The sequence below is a fragment of the Microbulbifer mixtoriginis (SeqCode) genome, from assembly GCF_052467235.1.
The window spans coordinates 2,213,540-2,229,783 of sequence record NZ_CP174305.1 but is presented as its reverse complement, the minus strand read 5'-3'; the positions used below and the strand labels follow the sequence as shown (position 1 = coordinate 2,229,783).

16 protein-coding genes are annotated in these 16,244 nt (G+C 52.8%); 15 read left to right on the top strand and 1 reads right to left on the bottom strand.

The window, feature by feature from the left end; all coding sequences use genetic code 11:
• Positions 1 to 85: 85 nt before the first annotated feature.
• The 15 genes from ACJJIO_RS09825 (at position 86) to ACJJIO_RS09755 (ending at position 12,632) form a co-directional block, all read left to right on the top strand.
• On the top strand, positions 86 to 895 hold the full coding sequence (locus ACJJIO_RS09825) for a ParA family protein (protein WP_444910875.1): 810 nt from the start codon (positions 86 to 88) through the stop codon (positions 893 to 895).
• A gap of 12 nt (positions 896 to 907) precedes the next feature.
• Positions 908 to 1,810, top strand: coding sequence for a ParB/RepB/Spo0J family partition protein (locus ACJJIO_RS09820; RefSeq protein WP_444887614.1), 903 nt, complete (start codon positions 908 to 910; stop codon positions 1,808 to 1,810).
• 201 nt (positions 1,811 to 2,011) lie between these two features.
• Complete coding sequence (locus ACJJIO_RS09815) at positions 2,012 to 2,374, top strand: ATP synthase subunit I (protein WP_252083953.1); 363 nt, start codon at positions 2,012 to 2,014, stop codon at positions 2,372 to 2,374.
• Between the two features lie 50 nt (positions 2,375 to 2,424).
• On the top strand, positions 2,425 to 3,351 hold the full coding sequence (gene atpB, locus ACJJIO_RS09810; RefSeq protein ID WP_252083952.1) for a F0F1 ATP synthase subunit A: 927 nt from the start codon (positions 2,425 to 2,427) through the stop codon (positions 3,349 to 3,351).
• Between the two features lie 59 nt (positions 3,352 to 3,410).
• Positions 3,411 to 3,656, top strand: coding sequence for a F0F1 ATP synthase subunit C (atpE, locus tag ACJJIO_RS09805; RefSeq protein WP_020413895.1), 246 nt, complete (start codon positions 3,411 to 3,413; stop codon positions 3,654 to 3,656).
• Between the two features lie 52 nt (positions 3,657 to 3,708).
• A complete protein-coding gene (locus tag ACJJIO_RS09800; RefSeq protein WP_252083951.1) occupies positions 3,709 to 4,179 on the top strand; it encodes a F0F1 ATP synthase subunit B in 471 nt (156 codons plus the stop codon).
• Between the two features lie 12 nt (positions 4,180 to 4,191).
• Positions 4,192 to 4,728 (top strand): F0F1 ATP synthase subunit delta, encoded by a 537-nt coding sequence (locus ACJJIO_RS09795; protein WP_252083950.1) that lies wholly within the window; start codon positions 4,192 to 4,194, stop codon positions 4,726 to 4,728.
• A 49-nt stretch (positions 4,729 to 4,777) separates the two neighbouring features.
• Positions 4,778 to 6,322: a F0F1 ATP synthase subunit alpha gene (atpA, locus tag ACJJIO_RS09790; RefSeq protein ID WP_152455988.1), complete on the top strand. Its 1,545-nt coding sequence runs from the start codon at positions 4,778 to 4,780 to the stop codon at positions 6,320 to 6,322.
• A gap of 77 nt (positions 6,323 to 6,399) precedes the next feature.
• Complete coding sequence (atpG, locus tag ACJJIO_RS09785) at positions 6,400 to 7,260, top strand: F0F1 ATP synthase subunit gamma (protein WP_252083949.1); 861 nt, start codon at positions 6,400 to 6,402, stop codon at positions 7,258 to 7,260.
• A 59-nt stretch (positions 7,261 to 7,319) separates the two neighbouring features.
• Positions 7,320 to 8,723 carry a F0F1 ATP synthase subunit beta gene (gene atpD, locus ACJJIO_RS09780; RefSeq protein ID WP_252083948.1) on the top strand — a complete coding sequence of 468 codons (1,404 nt, stop codon included), beginning with the start codon at positions 7,320 to 7,322 and terminating at the stop codon, positions 8,721 to 8,723.
• Positions 8,724 to 8,741: 18 nt separating this feature from the next.
• The gene (locus ACJJIO_RS09775; protein ID WP_020413901.1) at positions 8,742 to 9,161 is read left to right on the top strand and encodes a F0F1 ATP synthase subunit epsilon; all 420 of its coding nucleotides are present in this window, start codon (positions 8,742 to 8,744) and stop codon (positions 9,159 to 9,161) included.
• A 192-nt stretch (positions 9,162 to 9,353) separates the two neighbouring features.
• Entirely contained in the window at positions 9,354 to 10,358 is a 1,005-nt protein-coding gene (locus tag ACJJIO_RS09770; protein WP_444910874.1) for a hypothetical protein, read from the top strand.
• Entirely contained in the window at positions 10,355 to 10,789 is a 435-nt protein-coding gene (locus ACJJIO_RS09765; protein ID WP_444910873.1) for a VOC family protein, read from the top strand. Before ACJJIO_RS09770 ends, ACJJIO_RS09765 begins: the two co-directional genes overlap by 4 nt.
• Positions 10,790 to 10,939: 150 nt before the next feature.
• A complete protein-coding gene (locus tag ACJJIO_RS09760) occupies positions 10,940 to 11,572 on the top strand; it encodes a glutathione S-transferase family protein (protein WP_444910872.1) in 633 nt (210 codons plus the stop codon).
• 319 nt (positions 11,573 to 11,891) lie between these two features.
• Positions 11,892 to 12,632 (top strand): formate/nitrite transporter family protein, encoded by a 741-nt coding sequence (locus ACJJIO_RS09755; protein WP_444903494.1) that lies wholly within the window; start codon positions 11,892 to 11,894, stop codon positions 12,630 to 12,632.
• 119 nt (positions 12,633 to 12,751) lie between these two features.
• Here ACJJIO_RS09755 and ACJJIO_RS09750 read toward each other — a convergent pair whose 3' ends face one another.
• On the bottom strand, positions 12,752 to 16,093 hold the full coding sequence (locus ACJJIO_RS09750) for an amidohydrolase family protein (RefSeq protein WP_444910871.1): 3,342 nt from the start codon (positions 16,091 to 16,093) through the stop codon (positions 12,752 to 12,754).
• Positions 16,094 to 16,244 lie beyond the last annotated feature (151 nt).

Below are 16,244 nucleotides of genomic sequence, written 5' to 3'. Positions count from 1 at the left end.
CCCTTTCGTGGGACACAATAGCCGCTGCCCGAAGCTGAGTCAGCGTGGGGGCAAACGCACCCGGAAACAACAAAGGACAAGAATCTTGAGCAAGATATTTGCTGTGGCCAACCAGAAAGGCGGGGTTGGTAAGACCACTACCTGCGTCAACCTGGCCGCATCTTTGGTTGCCAACAAGCGGCGCGTATTGCTGATCGACCTGGACCCCCAGGGCAATGCCACCATGGGCAGTGGTGTGGATAAAAGCGACCTGGAGGTATCCGGTTACGATGTGTTGGCCGCTGAATTACCCGTAGAGCAAGCCATTGTATCCACAGAAAGCGGTTTTGATTTGATCCCTGGCAACGGTGACCTGTCTGCGGCAGAGGTGGAGTTGCTGAATCTGGAGGGGCGCGAATCTCGTCTGAGCCGCGCTCTGGCGGTAGTGAGCAACCGTTACGATTACGTGATTATCGACTGTCCACCGTCGCTAAATATGCTGACGGTAAACGCCCTCTGTGCGGCTCACGGCGTGCTGATTCCCATGCAGTGCGAATACTATGCCCTGGAGGGACTGTCAGCCTTGGTGGATACGATCACCCAGATCCAGCAGACCGCTAATCCGGACCTGAAAATCGAAGGCATCTTGCGTACCATGTACGATCCGCGCAACAGTCTTACCAGCGAAGTATCGGCGCAGTTGCAGGAGTATTTTGGCGATAGCCTGTATCGAACTTGTATTCCGCGCAATGTGCGCTTGGCGGAAGCGCCCAGTTTTGGCAAACCGGCGTTGGATTACGATCGCCACTCCAAGGGCGCTATCGCCTACCTGGCATTGGCTTGTGAAATCAATCGCCGCCATCCCGCCAATCAATCTACCAAAAAGAAAAACCGCCCTATGGCGGAAGCGGTATAAGGGGTAATAACTATGGCCGCCAAACGCAAAGGACTGGGCCGGGGCTTATCCCACCTGATCAGCAATAAAAACAGCACCGCGATCGCCGAGGCTACCGGTGAGGCCGAAACCGAAACTGCCGTGGTCGACGGTGAGTTGAAAGAATTGCCGATCGAGTTTTTGCAGCGCGGTCGCTACCAGCCGCGCCGAGATTTTCCACAGGAGTCCCTGCAGGAACTGGCGGACTCGATTCGCGCCCAGGGTATTATGCAGCCGATCGTCGTACGCGGTATCGGCGAGCAAAGCTACGAGATTATTGCCGGTGAGCGGCGTTGGCGTGCCGCCCAACTGGCAGGATTGGAGAAAGTGCCGGCGCTGGTGCGCAGCGTTTCCGATGAAGCCGCCATCGCCATGGCATTGATCGAGAATATCCAGCGTGAAGACCTGAATCCGGTGGAAGAGGCTGTGGCCCTTAAGCGACTGCAGGATGAATTCAAGCTGACTCAGCAGGAAGTGGCCGATGCGGTGGGTAAATCCCGAACTGCCGTGACCAACTTACTGCGCTTATTGAGCCTCAGTGAAGAGGTGCGCACTTTCCTTGAGCGCGGTGACCTGGAGCTGGGCCACGCCAAGGCCTTGCTCGGTCTCTCCGGTGCCACCCAGCGTTCCGCCGCACGTCAGGTTGTCGAGCGCAGCCTCACCGTGCGCCAGACGGAAGCGTTGGTGCGTCGCCTGCAACAGCCGGCCACGCCGAAGCAGGAGAAGCCCAAGCCCGACCCCAATATCCGCCGCCTTACCGAGCGTCTGGCGGAAAAGGTCGGAGTGCCGGTCTCTATCGATCACAACGAAAAGGGCAATGGTCGCCTGGTGCTGAAATTTACCACCTTGGAAGAGCTGGACGGAATCCTTGCCCACCTCGGTTACGCCGAGGATTAAAGCCGTGGCGAAATGCGCGTCCTAGTGGCGCGCGCAATAACTGTTGGCAATTACTCACTGCGCCGAGTAATTCCGCGCAAAACCTCCCGAAAATCAAATAAGTTGGCGACATTTGCCGGTTGAATCGACGATGCTGTTGCAGCATAATTCGCACGCCCAAATTTTGGGCGGACAGCGCACAGAAGTCGGCTTATCCCGTCTATGAGAAAACCCCCGGTATTACGAATTGCCGCGGTACAGCTTCTGCTGATATCGGTGGCCAGTGCGGTACTGCACTTGAGTGGCAAACCGGTGACGGCGCTTTCCGTATTTATCGGCGGTGCCCTATGTGCACTGCCCGGAGCATATTTCGGCAGGCGCGCCTTTCGCGATAGCGGTGCGCGCGCGGCCCATCGCGTGGTAGGCAATTTCTACCGCGCGGAAACCGGCAAATTTATATTGACCATGGCGGGTTTTGCGGCAGTTTTTGCCACCGTCAAGCCGTTGAATGCGGCAGCGCTTTTTATCAGCTACGTCCTCTGTGTGATCGTGCAGTGGATTATGGTGGCGCGCATGGTCCGCTAGCCGGTGGATAAGAAAAAAAGAATTCTTACTTTTACGATTGTTGAGGAACTATGGCGGGCGAAGCTCTAACTGCGACGGGGTATATCCAACACCACCTGCAAAATATGACTTACGGCAAGCTGCCGGCCGGGTACACCCGCGCCGATGGTTCTGTGCTTAGTGAGTCCACCTGGACTATGGCGCATTCCTCTCAGGAAGCCGCGGATATGGGCTTTTGGGCCCTACATGTGGATACCCTGGGTTGGTCTATCGGCCTCGGTCTGATTTTCTGTTTCCTGTTTGCCCGCGCTGCCAAAAAGGCCAGTGTGGACAAGCCCACCGGTTTCCAGAGTTTTGTGGAGCTGGTCACCGAGTTTATCGACAAGCTGGTTAAGGAAACCTTCCCTCACCGCAACACCATGGTTGCCCCGATGGCGCTGACCATTTTTGTGTGGGTGTTCCTGATGAACCTGATGGACCTGGTGCCGGTGGACTGGCTACCGATGGCTGCCGCCAAGATTTCCGGTAACGATCACCTCTTCTTTAAAGTGGTTCCGACTACCGACCCGAACGCCACTCTGGGTATGGCCCTGGCGGTGTTTGCGCTGATGATTTTCTTCAGTATTCGCGAAAAAGGTGCCATCGGTTTCCTGAAAGAGCTGACTCTGCACCCTTTCCATACCGGCAAGCTGTTCTTTGACATCCTGCTGATCCCGGTCAACTTCCTGCTGGAGGCAGTATCCCTGATCGCGAAGCCGATCTCCCTGGGCCTGCGTCTGTTCGGAAACCTCTACGCCGGTGAAATGATCTTTATCCTGATCGCGATTGTCTTTGGCGTTGGCGTTCTCGGCTTTATTGGTGCGGGTCTCCTGCACATGGGCTGGGCGATCTTCCACGTACTGGTAATCGTGCTGCAGGCGTTCGTATTCATGGTATTGAGCACCGTGTACATGGCGATGGCACACCATCGCGACGATGAGCACGAGCACGATCAATAAGTTTTTAACCCTTTTTTCGACCTTTACAACAACTCTTTAACTTTGATTTGGAGAACACAATGGAAGCATTAGGTCTGGTTTACATCGCAAGTGCACTGCTGATCGGTCTGGGCGCCCTGGGCACCGCTATCGGTTTCGGTACTCTGGGTGGCAAGCTGCTGGAAGGTTCCGCTCGTCAGCCTGAACAGGCTCCGGCTCTGCAGGGCAAAATGTTCCTGATGGCTGGTCTGCTTGACGCGGTTCCGATGATCGGTGTTGGTATCGCTATGTACCTGATCTTCGCCGTAGCTCCTGGTCTGGTTTAATTACGCCGTTCCAATTGCCCTTAACCCTATTTAAAGAGCAAGAGGTGTCGGTGTGAATATCAACCTGACTCTAATCGGCCAGTCGATTACTTTCCTGTTTTTCGTCTGGTTTTGCTGGAAGTTTGTTTGGCCGCCGCTTTTGGGCGTGATGAAAGAGCGTGAGCAGAAGATCGCAGATGGTCTCGCTGACGCCGAGCACGCGCAGAAAGATCTGGAACTGGCCAAGCGCAAAGCTGCCGAGCAGCTGAAAGAAGCCAAAGATCAGGCGAGCGAGATTATCGATGGCGCCAACAAGCGCGCTAATCAGATTATCGATGAAGCAAAGCAGGCTGCGCATGCCGAGGGCGATCGCCTGAAAGCTGCGGCTAAAGCTGAGATCGACCAGGAAGTGAATCGCGCTAAAGAGCAACTGCGCAGCCGTGTGGCAGACCTGTCTGTCCTGGGTGCGGAGAAGATTCTCGCGGTCAATATCGACGCTAAGGCGCACGACGACCTGATCGACAAACTGGCAGCCGAGCTGTAAGCGAGGAACCCCATGGCGGAACTCAGCACACTGGCCCGGCCCTACGCTAAAGCTGCATTTGCTTATGCGCAGCAAGCCTCCCACTTAGGTGGTTGGAGCGCTGCGCTGGAAACTGCGGCGGCGGTCAGCCAGAACGAAAAAGTGCGTGAGCTGCTGGATAACCCACAGCTCACCAGTGAAGAGCGCGCAGATAAATTCCTGTCGATCTGTTCAGACGAGCTCGGCGAGCACGGAAAAAATTTCATCCGGTTGCTGGCGGAAAACCACCGCCTGCAGCTGCTGCCGGAAATTTCCGAGCTGTTCGAAGAGCTGAAAGCGCAGGCGGAAGCCACCCTCGAGGTGGAAGTTGTTTCCGCGCACGCCCTGAGCGATGCACAGGCGCAAGCACTGGGCCAAAAGCTCAGGGCGAAGTTTGAACGCGAAATACATCTGCACAGCTCGGTGGACGAGAGCCTGCTGGGCGGCGCGATCATCCGCGCCGGTGATACAGTCATCGACGGTTCCGTACGCGGCCGTCTGGCCAAGCTCGCCGAGGCGATGAACTCCTAAATTACTCTCCCCGTCGGCGTCAGCCGGCGGGGGACTTGAGGAACAGAGCATGCAGCAACTGAATCCCTCTGAGATCAGTGAAATCATCAAGAGCCGCATCGAAAATCTCGATGTGAGCACTGAAGCCCAAAATGAGGGCACCATTGTTTCCGTATCCGACGGCATCATCCGCATCCACGGCCTGGCCGACGTGATGTACGGTGAGATGATCGAGTTCGAAGGCGGCGTTTACGGTATGGCGCTGAACCTGGAGCGCGACTCCGTTGGTGCTGTAATCCTGGGCGACTACAAATCTCTGGCCGAAGGTCAGAAGTGTCGTTGTACCGGCCGTATCCTGGAAACCCCGGTTGGTCCGGAACTGCTCGGCCGCGTTGTAGACGCGCTGGGTAACCCGATCGACGGCAAGGGTCCACTGAACAACAAGCTGACCGACGCGGTAGAAAAAGTAGCGCCTGGCGTTATTGCCCGCCAGTCCGTTGATCAGCCTGTACAAACCGGCTTGAAAGCGGTTGATACCATGATCCCGATTGGCCGTGGCCAGCGTGAGCTGATCATCGGTGACCGCCAGATCGGTAAGACTGCTGTGGCGATCGACGCCATCATCAACCAGAAAGGCACCGGCGTTAAGTGTATCTACGTTGCCGTGGGCCAGAAGCAGTCCTCTATTGCCAACGTAGTGCGCAAGCTCGAAGAGCACGGCGCTATGGACCACACCATCGTAGTGGCCGCTGGCGCCGCCGATCCGGCAGCGATGCAGTTCCTGGCTCCTTACGTCGGCTGTACCATGGGTGAGTACTTCCGCGACCGCGGTGAAGATGCCCTGATCGTATACGATGACCTGACCAAGCAGGCTTGGGCCTACCGTCAGATCTCCCTGCTGCTGAAGCGTCCGCCTGGACGTGAAGCCTACCCCGGTGACGTTTTCTACTTGCACTCCCGTCTGCTGGAGCGCGCTGCGCGTGTAAATGCCGACTACGTAGAGAAGTTCACCAATGGTGAAGTGAAAGGCAAGACCGGCTCTCTGACCGCCCTGCCGATCATCGAAACCCAGGCCGGTGACGTATCCGCGTTCGTACCGACCAACGTGATTTCCATTACCGACGGCCAGATCTTCCTCGAGACCGATCTGTTCAACTCCGGTATCCGCCCTGCGATCAACCCGGGTATCTCCGTATCCCGTGTAGGTGGTGCAGCGCAGACCAAGGTGATCAAGAAATTGTCCGGTGGTATCCGTACCGCTCTGGCTCAGTACCGCGAATTGGCGGCATTCTCCCAGTTTGCCTCTGATCTGGACGAAGCTACCAAGGCCCAGCTGGATCACGGTGAGCGTGTAACCGAGCTGATGAAGCAGAAACAGTACTCTCCGCTGTCTATCGCGGACATGGCTGTTTCCGTTTACGCCGCAGACAAGGGTTACCTGAAAGAAGTAGAAGTTGCCAAGGTTCTCGATTTCGAAGCCGCCCTGCTCGCTTACATGAACAGCGAACACGCAGAGCTGATGGAGAAAGTGAACGCGACTGGTAACTACAACGACGAAATCGACGCAGCTTTCAAAGCCGCTATCGAGAAGTTCGTCGCTACTAGCAGCTGGTAAGAACTCCCTGGAGAGCGCGAAAGAGCGGCGTGTCCGCTCTTTCGGAATCTAACTTCCAGCGAACAAGGTAAATCACTATGGCAGGCGGAAAAGAAGTACGCACAAAAATTGCCAGCATCAAGAGCACGCAGAAGATTACTGCCGCAATGGAAATGGTTGCAGCCAGTAAGATGCGTAGAGCTCAGGATCGCATGGCACTGGGGCGTCCCTACGCCCAGCGCATACGCGCAGTGATCGGCCACGTCGCCAACGCTTCGGCCGAGTACCAGCATATTTACCTGCAGGAGCGCGAGGCCAAGCGGGTCGGTTTTATCCTGGTATCCACTGACCGCGGACTCTGTGGTGGCCTGAACATCAACATGTTCAAGGCGGCTATTCGCGAGATGCAGGCGTGGTCCGAAAAAGGCGTTGACGTAGAAGTCTGCGCGGTAGGTAACAAGGCGGCCAGTTTCTTTAACGCCATCGGCAGCAAGGTTGTCGCAGCAGTTCGCGACCTGGGCGATGCGCCCCAGGCCAACAAGCTGATTGGCTCAGTAAAGGTAATGCTGGACCGTTACGCAGAAGGCGATATCGATCGCCTGTTCCTGGTATCCAACGAGTTTATCAACACCATGTCACAGAAGCCGCGGGTCGAGCAATTGCTGCCGCTGCCGAAAGACGAAGATGAAAAACTCATGCACGAGTGGGACTACCTCTACGAGCCGGATCCGGTTGAATTGCTGGATGGATTGCTGGCTCGCTATATCGAGTCTCAGGTATACCAGGCAGTAGTTGAAAACAAAGCCTGTGAGCAGGCAGCGCGTATGATCGCGATGAAGAGCGCCACCGATAACGCCGGTGAGCTGATCGATCAGTTGCAGCTTGTCTACAACAAGGCGCGCCAGGCGGCCATTACCCAGGAACTGTCCGAAATTGTCGGCGGTGCGGCGGCGGTTTAATCCGCTGCCCCTAGCAGTAATGGTCAGCCTAGAAAGAATTTAAAGCTGAGGATCCGGAAATGAGTAACGGGCAAATTGTGCAAGTGATCGGAGCGGTCATCGACGTGGAATTCCCACGCGATTCTGTTCCGAATGTATACGACGCACTGGTGGTTGAGGACAAGAACCTCACCATGGAAGTGCAGCAGCAGTTGGGTGACGGCGTGGTACGCGCTATTGCCATGGGTTCATCCGAAGGTATCAGCCGCGGTCTGCCCGTGCGCAATACCGGCGCTCCGGTTTCTGTACCGGTAGGCCTGGAAACCCTCGGTCGCATCATGGACGTGCTCGGCAACCCGATTGACGAGTGTGGCCCTATCGGTGAAAAAGAGCGCTCCTCTATCCACCGCGCTGCACCGACCTACGAAGAGCAGTCCAGCTCTACCGAACTGCTGGAAACCGGCATCAAGGTAATCGACCTGGTTTGCCCGTTCGCCAAGGGTGGTAAGGTTGGTCTGTTCGGTGGTGCCGGTGTAGGTAAAACCGTAAACATGATGGAACTGATCAACAACATCGCTACCGAGCACTCCGGTCTGTCCGTGTTTGCAGGTGTTGGTGAGCGTACTCGTGAAGGTAACGACTTCTACTACGAGATGGCTGAATCCGGCGTTGTTGACCTGGAAAACAAAGCCAACTCCAAAGTGGCGATGGTTTACGGCCAGATGAATGAGCCGCCCGGCAACCGTCTGCGCGTAGCCCTGACCGGCCTGACCATGGCGGAAAAATTCCGTGATGAAGGCAAAGACGTACTGTTGTTCGTCGACAACATCTACCGTTACACCCTGGCCGGTACCGAAGTATCCGCACTGCTGGGCCGTATGCCTTCTGCGGTAGGTTACCAGCCGACCCTGGCGGAAGAGATGGGCGTTCTGCAGGAGCGTATTACCTCCACCAAGACTGGCTCTATCACCTCTATCCAGGCGGTATACGTACCGGCGGATGACTTAACTGACCCGTCTCCGGCGACCACCTTCGCGCACTTGGACTCCACTGTAGTACTGAGCCGTGACATTGCCGCTAAAGGTATCTACCCGGCTGTTGACCCGCTGGATTCCACCTCTCGTCAGCTGGACCCGCAGGTAATCGGTCAGGAGCACTACGAAGTGGCTCGTGGCGTACAGTCTGTATTGCAGCGCTATAAAGAGCTGAAGGACATCATCGCGATCCTGGGTATGGACGAACTGTCTGAAGAAGACAAGCAGATCGTAGCCCGCGCCCGTAAGATCGAGCGTTTCCTATCCCAGCCTTTCCACGTTGCGGAAATCTTCACTGGTGCACCAGGTAAATATGTTTCCCTGAAAGAAACCATCCGTGGCTTCCAGGGCATCCTGAACGGTGAGTATGACCACATGCCTGAACAGGCCTTCTACATGGTGGGAACCATCGACGAAGCTGTGGAAAAAGCCAACAAGACCAAAGGCTAAGCCAGAGAGGCATATACTATGGCCATGACAGTACATTGTGACATTGTCAGCGCCGAGCAGTCTCTCTTCTCCGGACTGGTGCAGATGGTGATTGTGAGTGGTATCGAAGGTGAGCTGGGTCTCTCCTACGGCCATGCGCAACTGCTTACCGCCCTGAAGCCCGGTCCGGTACGCATCATCAAGCCCGGTGGTGAAGAGGAAGTACTGTTCGTCAGCGGTGGCTACGCCGAAGTGCAGCCGAACATGGTTACCATCCTCGCGGATGTAGCCGAGCGTGAAATTGACGAGGAAGCCGCGCAGAAGGCCCGCGAAGAAGCGGAACACGCCCTGCACAAAGCGCCTTCTGAAGTTGATTATGCGCGTATCTCAGCCCAGCTGGCCGAAGCCGAGGCGCGTCTGCGCACTCTGCAGGCAATCCGCAAGGCGGCCGGCAAGTAAGTAACGCATTGCATTAGTGTAAAGCGCCTACTTCAAGGCGATAAAAAAGCAGCTTCGGCTGCTTTTTTTGCATCTTGAATAATCCCCTCTGTAATTCTCCTTATCCTTGTTTCTCTTCTCCGTGCCTTTTCTATACTGGATATTGGCTTAATTAACCAAATGTATTCATTCAATTTAAAGTGGCGCTGATTTATGGTTTTCAGTAAGTTGTATCAGGCCTCATTTCGAAAAATTTCGATTTTTCTGACATTTTTTTTGTTGTTCTTGGGTGTAAATAGCCACTCTCAATTTTATGGTGGCCCTACTCCCGCCGAATATCTCAGTAACACCAAGCCTTTATATATTCCCGGTAATATTTTTGTCACAGGAATAGTTCCGCAAAGAAATCGAGTGCCAAGTCATCTGAAAGAATTTGGTGTTTATCACTCCGGCTGGGATAAGGATGATATTCCCGAAGTTGCAAAATTTTCCACATTCGTTGATGTTTGGTGTTTCGACAAGGATTTGATGGAGATTGCCAGGAAGCATGGGTTGAAAATCTGGGTGGCTTTGGCCCCTATTTTTTTTAAGGATTTTGGGAAAAACAAACATGAGAATTATCGGGAACGGTGGGAAAAAAGTAGAAAAGATTTACTCCTTTTTAAGGATATTATTTATGCCTTTGATCCCTTGGATGAACCCTTCCAGAGATCTCAGTTACCTGACAAGGAGTTGAAAAATTATCTTGAAGAAATTGGAGAGCTGGTAAGAAAAGATTTTCCAAATGCAAAGTTGGCAATTACTTTTACTCATAATACAGTGAGTCAAGCAAGATTTCAGTTGATCGTTCCTGAAAATTATAATTTGTTTGGAGTGGACCATTATTTTGGTGTTGATTTTCAAGATGAGATAGTTGAAAAATTGATGTTTAAAACTCAGCATATGAATGCCAAGTACTATCTTATCCCTAGAGCATTCAAAACTACAAATAACTTTTATCCACTCATATCTCAGAATGAATTGATTATTCGAGCAAGGCAGGCTTACAATTTTGCCATTGCGAACCAGAAAGTTGAGGTGCTTTTTCCATTTCATTGGAAAGAAATTTCGGTAGCAGAGGGTGATTATATGGGGATAGAATTCATGCCAGCTTTGCGTCGAGAATATGAAAAGATCGGTCGGGCTATCTCCAAGAATCGACAGAGGATTAGTCGATGATAAAGAATCCTGATCACGTAACCATCGCTGTCACCAATTTGGAAAAAAGTCAAAAATTCTTTGAATTATTAGATTTTGAATTGGAGATTACTGATGTTATTTCAGGAGAGAAAATCTCTAAATACCTGGAGGTCCCCAATGTTCAGGCAGACCATTTAACAATGGTTTTGAAGAATTCTGATCCTAGATTTGAAATTCAGTTGTTACACTTCCGTTCGCCAAAGATATTTTCTGATTCCAATATATTAAATCTGGCAAGACCTGGCTATAACCATCTTTGCTTGAGGGTTGATGATATCGAGTTGTCTGTGGATTACTTGAAGAAAAATGGGGTTCATATTCGTGGTCAGGTTATAGAGTATTTGAGCAGAAAGCTGGTATACATTGAGGGTCCTGAATACATCACGATAGAGTTGGCTGAATGGCTGTGATGAAAAATTAGCCTTATCACCTTTTTACAAGATTAATTTTTTACAAGTTTATTCTAATCCCACAGCAAGAACTTCCCTACTGGCGTAAAAATCTCTCGAAAAATAATAGTATTAAAATAAACTATTCTCTCCGTTTTCAGGGAGAAAATCATGTCAGATAATTTGATTTTATATACTAACCCCCAGTCCCGTGGATGCATAGTACGCTGGATGCTAGAAGAATTGGGCTTATCTTATCGTACAGAGGTACTTGAGTACGGTGAACCTATGAAGACCACCGAATATCTTGCTATCAATCCAATGGGTAAGGTACCTACTCTGGTTCATGGCGGGAGAATTATTACAGAAGCTTCAGCTATATGTGTTTACTTGGCGGAAGTGTTCCCTGAGTCAGAATTGGCGCCAATGAATGACGATGAGAGAGCGAGCTTTTATCGCTGGATGTTTTTTGCGGCTGGCCCTATGGAATCTGCCATTGTGAATAAATATATCTTTGGGGAAGAGGCAGGTGCAGACAAGCAGCTGATGCTCGGTTACGGTTCCTATCAGTTGGCATTAGACACACTTTCTAAGGTGATTAAGTCCGGCCCCTATATTCTCGGTGAGCGTTTTACTGCAGCGGATGTTTATATAGGCGCCCAGTTAGAATGGGGGCTGCAGTTTGGCACTATAGAGAAGAGAATAGAGTTTCAGGAGTATGTTGAGCGCTTATCTAAACGTGAAGCTTTCCAGCGAGCGCATGCATTGGATAAAGCTCTAATAGAAGAGGTTAATGAAGTTTAGTTATCACTTTTTGAGATTACTATGTAAAGCCTCGCTATGCGAGGCTTTTTAATGGATGAGCGTTAAAGTCTGGAGACAAGTATTGGGTGTATTTGAACTTCATCGGTAATTATGTAGAGTGAATAATTACCCCATATTTTTTATGATTTTTTTGATTTAATGGCGAGGCTAGTTAGGGCCTTGTTCAAGTCCAAAGCAGCTATCCTGAATGCTGTGTCGCATCTTCCCATGATGTAATTTTTTTCATCTCCCATTCTGATTTTCTATGAGTATCAATAGCGATAGACCCAAGAGTGAGCGGGTGGTTTTGTGTGAACAGATGGATGCCAGCCTGCATGAATATGAACGTGAGAGTCGCTCTCTGTTGTGGTCATCTATTGCTGCGGGATTGGAAATTGGTTTTAGTTTTTTCTTGATGATGGTGCTGTTTAGCAGTTTTCATGAAGAGCTGGATAAATCGGCGTTACACCTTGTGTTGTCGATGAGTTACCCGGTTGGCTTTATTTTGGTCATTATAGGGCGCACAGATCTTTTTACCGAACATACGACATTGGCAATTTTACCAGTTGCTGATAGAAGGCAGCGTTTGCGTGATCTGGGGCGTATCTGGGGATTCATTTATCTCGGCAATATGATTGGCACTTTTTTATTTGCGTTGATACTAGTGGGTTATGCTTCAGTCAGTCAAAACATTGTCTCAGCAGGTTTTGATTACTATGGTCAAAAGCTGATTAGTGCGAATAATAGTGCGTTATTTCTTGGTGCAATTTTGGCTGGGTGGCTAATGGGTTTACTCGGTTGGCTGGTTTCATCCAGTACTGACACCATTAGTCGAATAATGGTTATTGCAATAGTGACCTTTGTAATCGGTCTGGGCAGTCTGCCGCATTGCGTAGCAGGGGCCGTAGCAATATTTAGTGCCTGGATAGGTGGTGATGGCTCGGTAGGTTTGATGGAAGTACTGCGCTTTCAAATCTTAGCCACGTTGGGTAATACCTTTGGTGGGGCCGTATTTGTGGGTCTTTTGAAATATGGCTATATCACCAATAATTTGCCCTAGCCGAAAACTCTCTGTAGTAGGGTTATAAGAGATAGGTAATTGGGCGCTTTGATAGTTCTCCGCGCCCTAGAAGTTGTATCCGGCGGAAGCCACCGGATTCAAAACGAAGACTCTGGGAATTAATGTACCCAGTGGTGGCGTTCCATTTTCTCTTGTACCGCCTCTGCCGTAGGAGCGGGCATAGCGCTGATAGGCAGGCGTTCATGGAAAAATGCCAAGCGTTCGCTAGCACCGACTTCGTTCATGGTTTCTGCCTCGAACACACGGCCATTAATTACCGTGTAGGTAATGTTCTCTGACAGGCGTAGGTTATCCAAGGGGTTGCCGTCAACCACGATCAGGTCAGCCAGCTTACCAGCCTCAATGCTGCCGATATCACCGTCCATACCCAAGTAGCGGGCACCATCGATGGTACCGGCGCGGAAGGCTTCCCAGGGGGTAAAGCCGCCCTGCTCCATCATCCACATCTCCCAGTGCGCTCCAAGTCCTTCGCGCTGGCCGTGGGCGCCGATATGTACGGTGACACCTTCGTCGCGCAGCTGCTTGGCCTGACGGGCCACATTAAAGTGGTTGTAGTGGGCATCCGGCGCAGTGGGGCGACGGATAGAGCGGGGGTTAACGATAAAATCGGGGGTAAAGCGGGTCAAGCGCTCGTTCTTCCATACTTCGGTGCGGTCATACCAGTACTCCTCACCCCAGAGGCCGCCGTAGGCCACAACGAAGGTCGGTGTATAACCCACTTGGGTTTGGCTCCACAGTTGCTCCACATCGCCGTAGACATTGGCGATCGGCAGTGAGTGCTCGATACCGGTGTGCCCGTCCACAATCATGTTCATATTGTGCTGGTACTTACCGCCGCCCTCGGGCACTACCATAATGCCGGCTTCGCGGGCTGCCTGCAGCACTTTCTGGCGCTGGTCGCGGCGGGGCTGGTTGTAGCTCTTCACCGAGATGGCGCCCATTTCCTTGAGACGGTTGACGTGGAACTGAGCGTCCTCCAGGGAATTGATCTTGGCTTTGTAGCCTGGACCTTTGGCGCCATAGAGGATGGTGCCAGTAGAGAAAATACGCGGTCCGGTAATCAGACCGGCCTTTTGCATTTCTGCGGCGGAGAATATCTCGCTGCTGTCATTGGAGGGGTCGTGAATCGTGGTCACGCCAAATGCCAGACTGGAGAACAGGTTCCAGTTTTGCTGCGGGATAATTTCTTCGCGACCCTGAGCGCCGTGGGCATGAGCGTCAATCAGCCCTGGCAATACAGTTTTGCCGGTGATATCGATACGCTTCGCCTCGGCGGGAATTTCAACTTCTGCAGCTGGGCCCACCGCGACAATGCGGTTGCCTCGGAATAGAACCACGCCATCCTCGATAATTTCGCGGGTGTTCTCCGCATCGCGCATAGTGACGACTTTGCCACCGGTGAGGGCAACGAGGCCAGCGCGATTGTCGAAGGACTGCTCAAAGCTCAGGTCGATGCCTTCAGAAACAGGCTCTGGTAGTTCCTCCGGGGCACCGGCGACAAATTCGAAGGCGTCTTTCAGTTCCCGCTCGAACAGCTTGGGCCCGTGTGCCCAGCCCAAAGTGTCACTATCGGCGGACCAGTGCAGGTTTTCACCGGCGCGCTTGGATACCTGGGTGACTTTGACCGCTTTGCTATCAGGGCCGATCACCTCGGACTTGCCGGTGTGCATAAACGGTGCGACAAAAGCTTTGAAGTCCTGGGTAAAGGCGACCCACTTGCCGTCCGGGGACAGGCGGAAGGAGGTAATCTCAGCGCCGTGCAGGTGCTCACGCTCATCTTTGCCTTCCAGGTTGGTGCTCTTCAATACGCGCTTGCCGCCGCCGGCGTGTTGGTACTCGGAGAAATAGATACGGTCCTCGCTGACGCCAAAGTGCGGCTCATAGCCGGACTTCACAACCCGGCGTTGCCAGTTGCCGTCGACGTCTGCCAGGTAGATACCCGGTTCCAATGAGTACTCGGGGCTGAGCAGGTAACCGCCGGTAAAGCGGCGGTAGGCCACGGTGTCACCACTGGGGGAGAAGCTCGGCTCTACGTAGAGGCCGGGCTGTTTGGTGATGTTCTTGCCGCGACCGCTGCGGGCGGATACTACACGCACATGACCGAGTTTTTGGTCGTCCCAGGTGACATAGGTGATCTCGCGACCATCGCGGGACCAGCTGGGATAGAATTCAAAGTGGTCTTCCTGGCGGGTCAGCCGGCGGCGCTCACCACTGGCGATATCCTGAATATAAATCTTGCCCAATGCCTGGAAAGCGACCTGCTTGCCGTTGGGGGATTTTTGCGCCCAGCGAATCATTTTCACATCGAAGGTGTCCGGGGCTACTTCCACAGGGAAGCGCACCGCATCCGCGACCTGTTTCTCGACCTTCACATGAGCCGCAATCGGCGCAACGCTGTCGCCGTTGATGGAGATACGTAGGAATTTACCGCCAGTCCAAACGACCAATGACTCACCATCGGGCATCCAGTCGTATTGAACGTAGTTGCCATGGGGGCCGAAAATTTCCTGTAGGTCTCGTTCAAGGCCGGCGTAAACAGGGGTTTCCAGCCCAGTATCCAAATCTTTCAGGAACAGGGAGGTCTGGTTGTCCTGGCGGCGAATAAAGGCCAGTTTGCTGCCATCCGGAGAGGGCACTGGCGCCACCGCGCCACCGGGACCAGAGATAAAGGTTTCCTCTTCACCGTCCTGTAGGTCGTAGCGCTTGATGGCAAAAATTTCTTTGGTCGAGTTCTTGTTGTACTCCCATACGGTACCGGGCGTGGTATCGATGGAGTAATAGACATAGCGTCCATCTGGAGAGAAGGCCGGATCGGCAATATTCTTCTGGGCGATATCGCCGCCGATACGCTCTTTCAGTTGGCGACCTTCACCCCCACCGTAGTGGTACATCCAGATTTCACCGGCGGGAATACTACGGCCGGACATAAAACCTTTACGTGCTACCAGGTACTGGCCATCGGGGCTCCAGTTGGGCGAGTGCAGCAGGTTTTCCTTCTCTGTGGTGAGCTGGCGTAGGTTGTCGCCATTGCGATCCATCAACCAAATGTTGTCGGCGCCATCGCGGTCGCTGATAAATACAATGGTTTTGCCGTCCGGGCTGAAGCGCGGCTGCATATTCCAGGCGATTTCATTGGTCAGGGCTACTGCCTCGCCGCCTGCTACCGGCACTGTGTAGATATCGCCGAGCATATCGAACAGGATGGTTTTGCCATCTGGGCTGATATCCAGGTTGCTCCAGGTGGTCTCGCGGGTGTCCAACTGGATCGGTTTAAATTCGTAGGGCGGCTTGTTGATATCCCAGGATTGGGCTTCCGCCTTATCTCCTTCTTGTTCTTCAGCGCCTTCAGCTTCTGCTACGGCTCCCAGAGGCAGGGACAGCATAAGCGCTGCCAGAGCCAATAAATGGCGCCGTGGTTTTTTTTGCTCGATTGTATTCATGGACAATTTCCCTCCACCGCATTGTCTGCGTTGGCTCTGACTGTACTGTTGTAATGGGCAACGTATTGATCTTCAGGAGGCTAAATTACCGGGATCGCCGTCCGGCGGCAATCGCAATGCGCTAAGCGCCAAGCTGCCGGGTTGGGTTGAG